The sequence below is a fragment of the Marinobacter sp. UBA2498 genome (genome assembly GCF_002341575.1).
GTDB classification, from domain to species: domain Bacteria; phylum Pseudomonadota; class Gammaproteobacteria; order Pseudomonadales; family Oleiphilaceae; genus Marinobacter; species Marinobacter manganoxydans.
This window is the reverse complement of the sequence record NZ_DDOI01000150.1, coordinates 1-4,361: the sequence shown is the minus strand read 5'-3', so window position 1 is coordinate 4,361 and position 4,361 is coordinate 1. Positions and strand designations below refer to the sequence as shown.

Here is a 4,361-nt window from a genome sequence, read left to right as displayed (position 1 = left end):
CGGATGAGAAAATCAAAGTACTGATCGACAACATCGACGCCCGCAGCGCGGACCCCATCATGCGGCGCTCAGCGGCCAACATTCACAGCGTGGGTGCCATCTATCAGCTCACCTGCACCTTTTATGACGCGCTGATGCAAAACGACGACGCCTATATCGCCGCCCGGGCCATCCAGTTTTTCACCCCGGGCATCCCACAGGTTTACTACGTGGGGCTGCTGGCCGGCTGTAACGATCACGAACTGATGGAACAAAGTGGCGAGTTGCGAGACATCAATCGGCATTACTACAGCCTGGAAGAGGTGGAGCAGGACATCCAGAAACCGGTGGTGCAAAGACTGCTGAACCTGATGAAATTCCGCAGCAACTACCCGGCCTTTGATGGGCACTTCGAACTGAACTATTCCAACAACTCAAGCGTGGCCATGGCCTGGCGCCATGGCGACTATTACTGCCACCTGTTTGTAGACCTGAACTTCAAAACCGTGAAGGTCACTTATACCGATGTGGAAACGGGGGAAACCCGACACCTGGAGTGCTGACCGAGGCGCTGGATGCGCATCGGGCTCACCTGATCATACCCCTGGCCTGCCTTCGCATCAGCGCAACACAAAAACCAGCAGGATCAGGACCAGGGTTATATTCAGTCCCCAGATAACCAAAGAAAGCCGCCGCCGCTGAGTCAGCCGCTGGATTGGATTAGTCATAGCTGAACCGCTCCGAGAGAATCCGGTGAGCGGGTGTGCCCCGCTGGATAAGATGATCCTCAACAACATCCATCATGACCGCCGGGCCGCACATCACAAACACCCAGTCACGGAACTCCAGCTCTGAAAAGACGCGATCCATCAGCTCGCCATCAATGGAAATGGAGAAAGGGTGTTCCTTCATCGAGAAAGGGCTTTGCCCCACATTCAGCCAGGCGAATTGCCCGGCCCGGTAATCCAGACCACGGTGACCGTTGGGGGTCACGGTCACTTCCCATTGCTTTGGCGTCAACCGGACCACGGACGTCACGCGCCAGGGGCGAGCCTTCTGCAGCCAGGGAACCACCAGGTACACCATCAGCAGCGACCCAATCGCCACACCCGTCATGGCCAACTACACCCAGGTCATCACCGGCTGCGATCCGTAACGCCCGGCATACACGGTATGGTGCAACAGAAGTACCGCGATCAGCAGCGCGCCAATCCCGTGTAACAGGCGCCATGTCTCGTATCGGTAGCCCAGCTGGGTGCGCCCGATGGCCATGACAACAAGGCCGGTAAGCAGCAGCCAGGCAACAATGCCTGTCGCCAGATCGGAGAAATCAGTCGTGAGCGTCAACTGGCGCGTGGGGGCCCATGGGCGCTGCCCTCCTGTCGGCGTTCCCTGGTAAAGAAACGGGTGCAGCAGAGCAAAAGCGAGCGCCGTGCGAGCCATGACCTGGTGAAACCGCATGGTCACATCCATGCCCACGTCATTTGAAATGGCCCGGAAACGCCCGGACAGGATGAACTCCACGAGGATCATCGAGAAGGCAAGAATGCCAAAGCCGGAGGCCAGTTCCTGGTGGAACTGGCGTGGTGGACCTCCCACCCATGCGGACAGGAGCAACGGCAGGGTGACAGCGGCAAGGTAAGCAACGATCAGAAAAAGCGGTTTCATCTGGCTAGTTTGCTTCCCTTCCTTTGGTCATTCAATCTACCCAACTTCAAAGCCTGCCAGAAACCCTCACCCCGATGGGGTCACGTGGCATGGAGTGGAATGTCAATCTCAGTCGACGTAAGGCCCTTCCAGTATAGCCCTTGAACACGGAGATAGAGCCTGGTGCTTCAATCAGAGCGCATCTCTCGCATGCGCATTGGCATGCGGTCGATACGGCGGAAAATAGCGTCGAGATCGAGACTGGGCTCTCGGCTTTTCATACCGCCGTCCTTGCCGATCAACAGAACCCTCTCATCCGAACGGAACTGGTCAAGCAGAGCCTTGATCTCGCTCTCTAGACTGCTCGAAACCCCATCCTGATTTGAAACCAGGTCTGCGCCGGTGTTTACAAACCAGACGATATCACGGTCATCTACTTCGGCCCGGGCACTCCTGAGCGTGTCAATCTCGCCGGCATTCTCATCTGTGGCTTGCACCAGAATCAGTCGGTTTTTCCACTGATAGTCGCTCAGGCTGTTCATGCCGGCCCCTTGAGTAGTCAGTGTGATGAGTAAAAGCATCAACGTCAGAATGGTGCGATTTTTGTTGACGGCTAAGTTGAAGCTCATTTGCTTGCTCCCGTTATCGTTCTCCCTGTAGAGCTACGAGAGTTTGTGCTCAGTTGATCAGGCGAACTGCCTGAGTGGATCGTGAAACCAGTGGCGATTACCAGATAAGCGGCTGCAAAGACTTCGACAAATCAAAGCCCAACTGCTGGGCGACCAGTGCGCCGGGCCAGTGACAACACAGCTCGAACAGGTGCAGCGTGTTTTCCGCGATGCGCTGACCGCCCCGCTTTGCTGACCGCTTATCAAAATACCCAAATCGGGTATTTTTGTACCCAATTTGGGCTTCGAATGCTTCGACTGGATTTTATTGGCTCAATGAGGTGAGCAGCCCTGGATTCGATGCAAGAGTTTGACGATACGTTCTTCAATCGCCCGTTAGCCTGAGAACGGCCTCCTCGATCTCTTCTGCAATTTTGAGAACACTCTGAACCAAGGCAGGGCTCAGGTCGATCTCCCCTTCATATTCCGCCAGATTTCTCTTTTTATGGGCTTGATCAAGCACCCGCCATTTCGCCGCCGACAACCCCAGGGTGTGTTGTAAACATTGAAAGACGAGATAGCGATTGTCCGACCGATAACCGCAATGCCGTAAAGCGGCGAGTGACAGCGCATGTGCAGCGTTATACGAGAGATCAAAACGGCTTTCGATGCTAAGCGATTCAAAACGTGCATCGTTCAAACGAACGGTCCCAGAGCGTATCAATCCTTTGATTTCTTCTGCATCGGGAGGCTCCCGATGGAGCTTATTAATCTTGACCAGATTGTCGAGAGATTCCGAATTCATCCAAATTCCCTTTAAGTAGGATGTAAGGCCCATCCAGGACCCTGGTAAGGAAAGATTGCTTTTTCACAATACGGCTTCTGAAGTCGCTTCGAGTATACACCGTAGGATTAATTGTCCGAGCGAGCGAACGTTCTGCCGGATCAAGGGTCTCGAAAATATCTTCCAGACTCACAGTGTCGGATACTAGCAAGAGATCAACATCGCTTCCCGCGTGATCAACACCCTTCGCCACCGAGCCGTAAAGCAACGCGATATCAATCTCAGGGTACAGAGGTTGCAACGCAGCATCGATCTGAGATTCTGGGCCGAGCAATTTCGTCACCAGAGAGGCGAGCTCAAAGTAAATCGGGGATTCTCGATTTACTCTGTAGCGCTTTTGCCGGCCTCGATGATCTTGAAAAACGAGTCCGCAATCGACCAGCCGCGCTACCTCTCGTTGCACTGCACCAGACCCTGCGCCAACCGCATCAATTACCTCACGTAGAGCAAATTCGGCATCGGGCCTCAAGAAAAAAAGCTTTAAAACCTTTTGCCGGGTCGCGGGGAAAAGCGCTTCCGCCATTCCCATTTGCTTCGAAAGCTGTTGATTTCCCATACAAACCCCGAAATACCCAATTAAGGTACAATTATACCCAAAATGGGTCGGAAAGCACCTCTCTAAAACTGTGGCTGAAGAAACCACAGAAAACCTCTGCGACATTGGCGCCGAGGACTGCATCGTTGGCATCGCCGGGTTCATCTTCGGCTCGAAAGAGCCCGAAAGGAAAAGCCGATTCCATGGCCTCAAAAACCGTATCAATATCCTTTTCAAGCACCCGCTCGACGTGAATGTGGAACATACCTACTCCTCAAAAACGCCCTGTCTTGAACGCTACGCTTACGCCTTGTCAAAAGAATGGGGGATGTTTTTCAGAAGCTCGGCGTTTGTGGGGTACTTCTCAAGCAGCTCCACCAACTTTTTTGTGCCCTCTAGCCCGAATTTCTCATGAGGGGATAAAAGAAAGCGGCTGAAAGTGTTAAAATTTCAGGACCTTACACCATCAATCAACACCAACAACCGCTATCCAAAATGGTACCTCAAAAACTGACCTTCTCGCCACTTTCCCGCCGCCAGATTGAAACCGACTTCTCCGGAGGCCATATCACCTCCGATGCCGGCTTGCTGTTACTGCGCGAAGTCGACAAACAACACCGGTTAACCCAACGGCTGGCCGAGACTCTGACCGACCAGCGGGATCCCCGGATGATTCGTCATGAGCTCAAGTCCCTGGTCCGGCAACGGGTCTACGGTGTGGCCGGTGGCTACGAAGATCTGAATGATC

Annotated in this window: 8 protein-coding genes and 1 pseudogene; 2 read left to right on the top strand and 7 right to left on the bottom strand. The window is 53.8% G+C overall.

The window, feature by feature from the left end:
* Positions 1 to 542: pseudogene (locus tag B2W52_RS20765) on the top strand (sucrose phosphorylase); the annotation flags it as partial.
* Positions 543 to 699: 157 nt separating this feature from the next.
* On the opposite strand, the gene B2W52_RS20760 reads toward B2W52_RS20765, so the two are convergent.
* The 7 genes from B2W52_RS20760 to B2W52_RS20730 form a co-directional block, all read right to left on the bottom strand.
* Complete coding sequence (locus B2W52_RS20760; protein WP_008172508.1) at positions 700 to 1,095, bottom strand: ferredoxin reductase domain-containing protein; 396 nt, start codon at positions 1,093 to 1,095, stop codon at positions 700 to 702.
* A gap of 6 nt (positions 1,096 to 1,101) precedes the next feature.
* Positions 1,102 to 1,647, bottom strand: coding sequence for a ferric reductase-like transmembrane domain-containing protein (locus tag B2W52_RS20755; RefSeq protein WP_008172509.1), 546 nt, complete (start codon positions 1,645 to 1,647; stop codon positions 1,102 to 1,104).
* Positions 1,648 to 1,814: 167 nt separating this feature from the next.
* On the bottom strand, positions 1,815 to 2,255 hold the full coding sequence (locus B2W52_RS20750; RefSeq protein WP_273069023.1) for a DUF4174 domain-containing protein: 441 nt from the start codon (positions 2,253 to 2,255) through the stop codon (positions 1,815 to 1,817).
* A 97-nt stretch (positions 2,256 to 2,352) separates the two neighbouring features.
* Positions 2,353 to 2,532, bottom strand: coding sequence for a DUF1294 domain-containing protein (locus tag B2W52_RS20745; protein ID WP_081467527.1), 180 nt, complete (start codon positions 2,530 to 2,532; stop codon positions 2,353 to 2,355).
* 87 nt (positions 2,533 to 2,619) lie between these two features.
* Positions 2,620 to 3,039: a hypothetical protein gene (locus B2W52_RS20740; protein ID WP_008172514.1), complete on the bottom strand. Its 420-nt coding sequence runs from the start codon at positions 3,037 to 3,039 to the stop codon at positions 2,620 to 2,622.
* A complete protein-coding gene (locus B2W52_RS20735) occupies positions 3,002 to 3,634 on the bottom strand; it encodes a nucleotidyltransferase domain-containing protein (protein WP_273069025.1) in 633 nt (210 codons plus the stop codon). Before B2W52_RS20735 ends, B2W52_RS20740 begins: the two co-directional genes overlap by 38 nt.
* Positions 3,635 to 3,665: 31 nt before the next feature.
* Positions 3,666 to 3,878 (bottom strand): hypothetical protein, encoded by a 213-nt coding sequence (locus B2W52_RS20730; protein WP_092034368.1) that lies wholly within the window; start codon positions 3,876 to 3,878, stop codon positions 3,666 to 3,668.
* A 230-nt stretch (positions 3,879 to 4,108) separates the two neighbouring features.
* On the opposite strand from B2W52_RS20730, the gene B2W52_RS20725 reads away from it, so the two are divergent.
* A partial coding sequence (locus B2W52_RS20725) for a transposase (RefSeq protein ID WP_175497406.1) occupies positions 4,109 to 4,361 on the top strand: 253 nt, incomplete at its 3' end.

What these genes read in the sequence shown, in the direction of transcription:
- B2W52_RS20750 (WP_273069023.1), bottom strand. Translation starts at nt 2,255, where the DNA reads ATGAGCTTCAACTTAGCCGTCAACAAAAATCGCACCATTCTGACGTTG.
- B2W52_RS20755 (WP_008172509.1), bottom strand. Translation starts at nt 1,647, where the DNA reads ATGAAACCGCTTTTTCTGATCGTTGCTTACCTTGCCGCTGTCACCCTG.
- B2W52_RS20760 (WP_008172508.1), bottom strand. Translation starts at nt 1,095, where the DNA reads ATGACGGGTGTGGCGATTGGGTCGCTGCTGATGGTGTACCTGGTGGTT.
- B2W52_RS20730 (WP_092034368.1), bottom strand. Translation starts at nt 3,878, where the DNA reads ATGTTCCACATTCACGTCGAGCGGGTGCTTGAAAAGGATATTGATACG.
- B2W52_RS20735 (WP_273069025.1), bottom strand. Translation starts at nt 3,634, where the DNA reads ATGGGAAATCAACAGCTTTCGAAGCAAATGGGAATGGCGGAAGCGCTT.
- B2W52_RS20740 (WP_008172514.1), bottom strand. Translation starts at nt 3,039, where the DNA reads ATGAATTCGGAATCTCTCGACAATCTGGTCAAGATTAATAAGCTCCAT.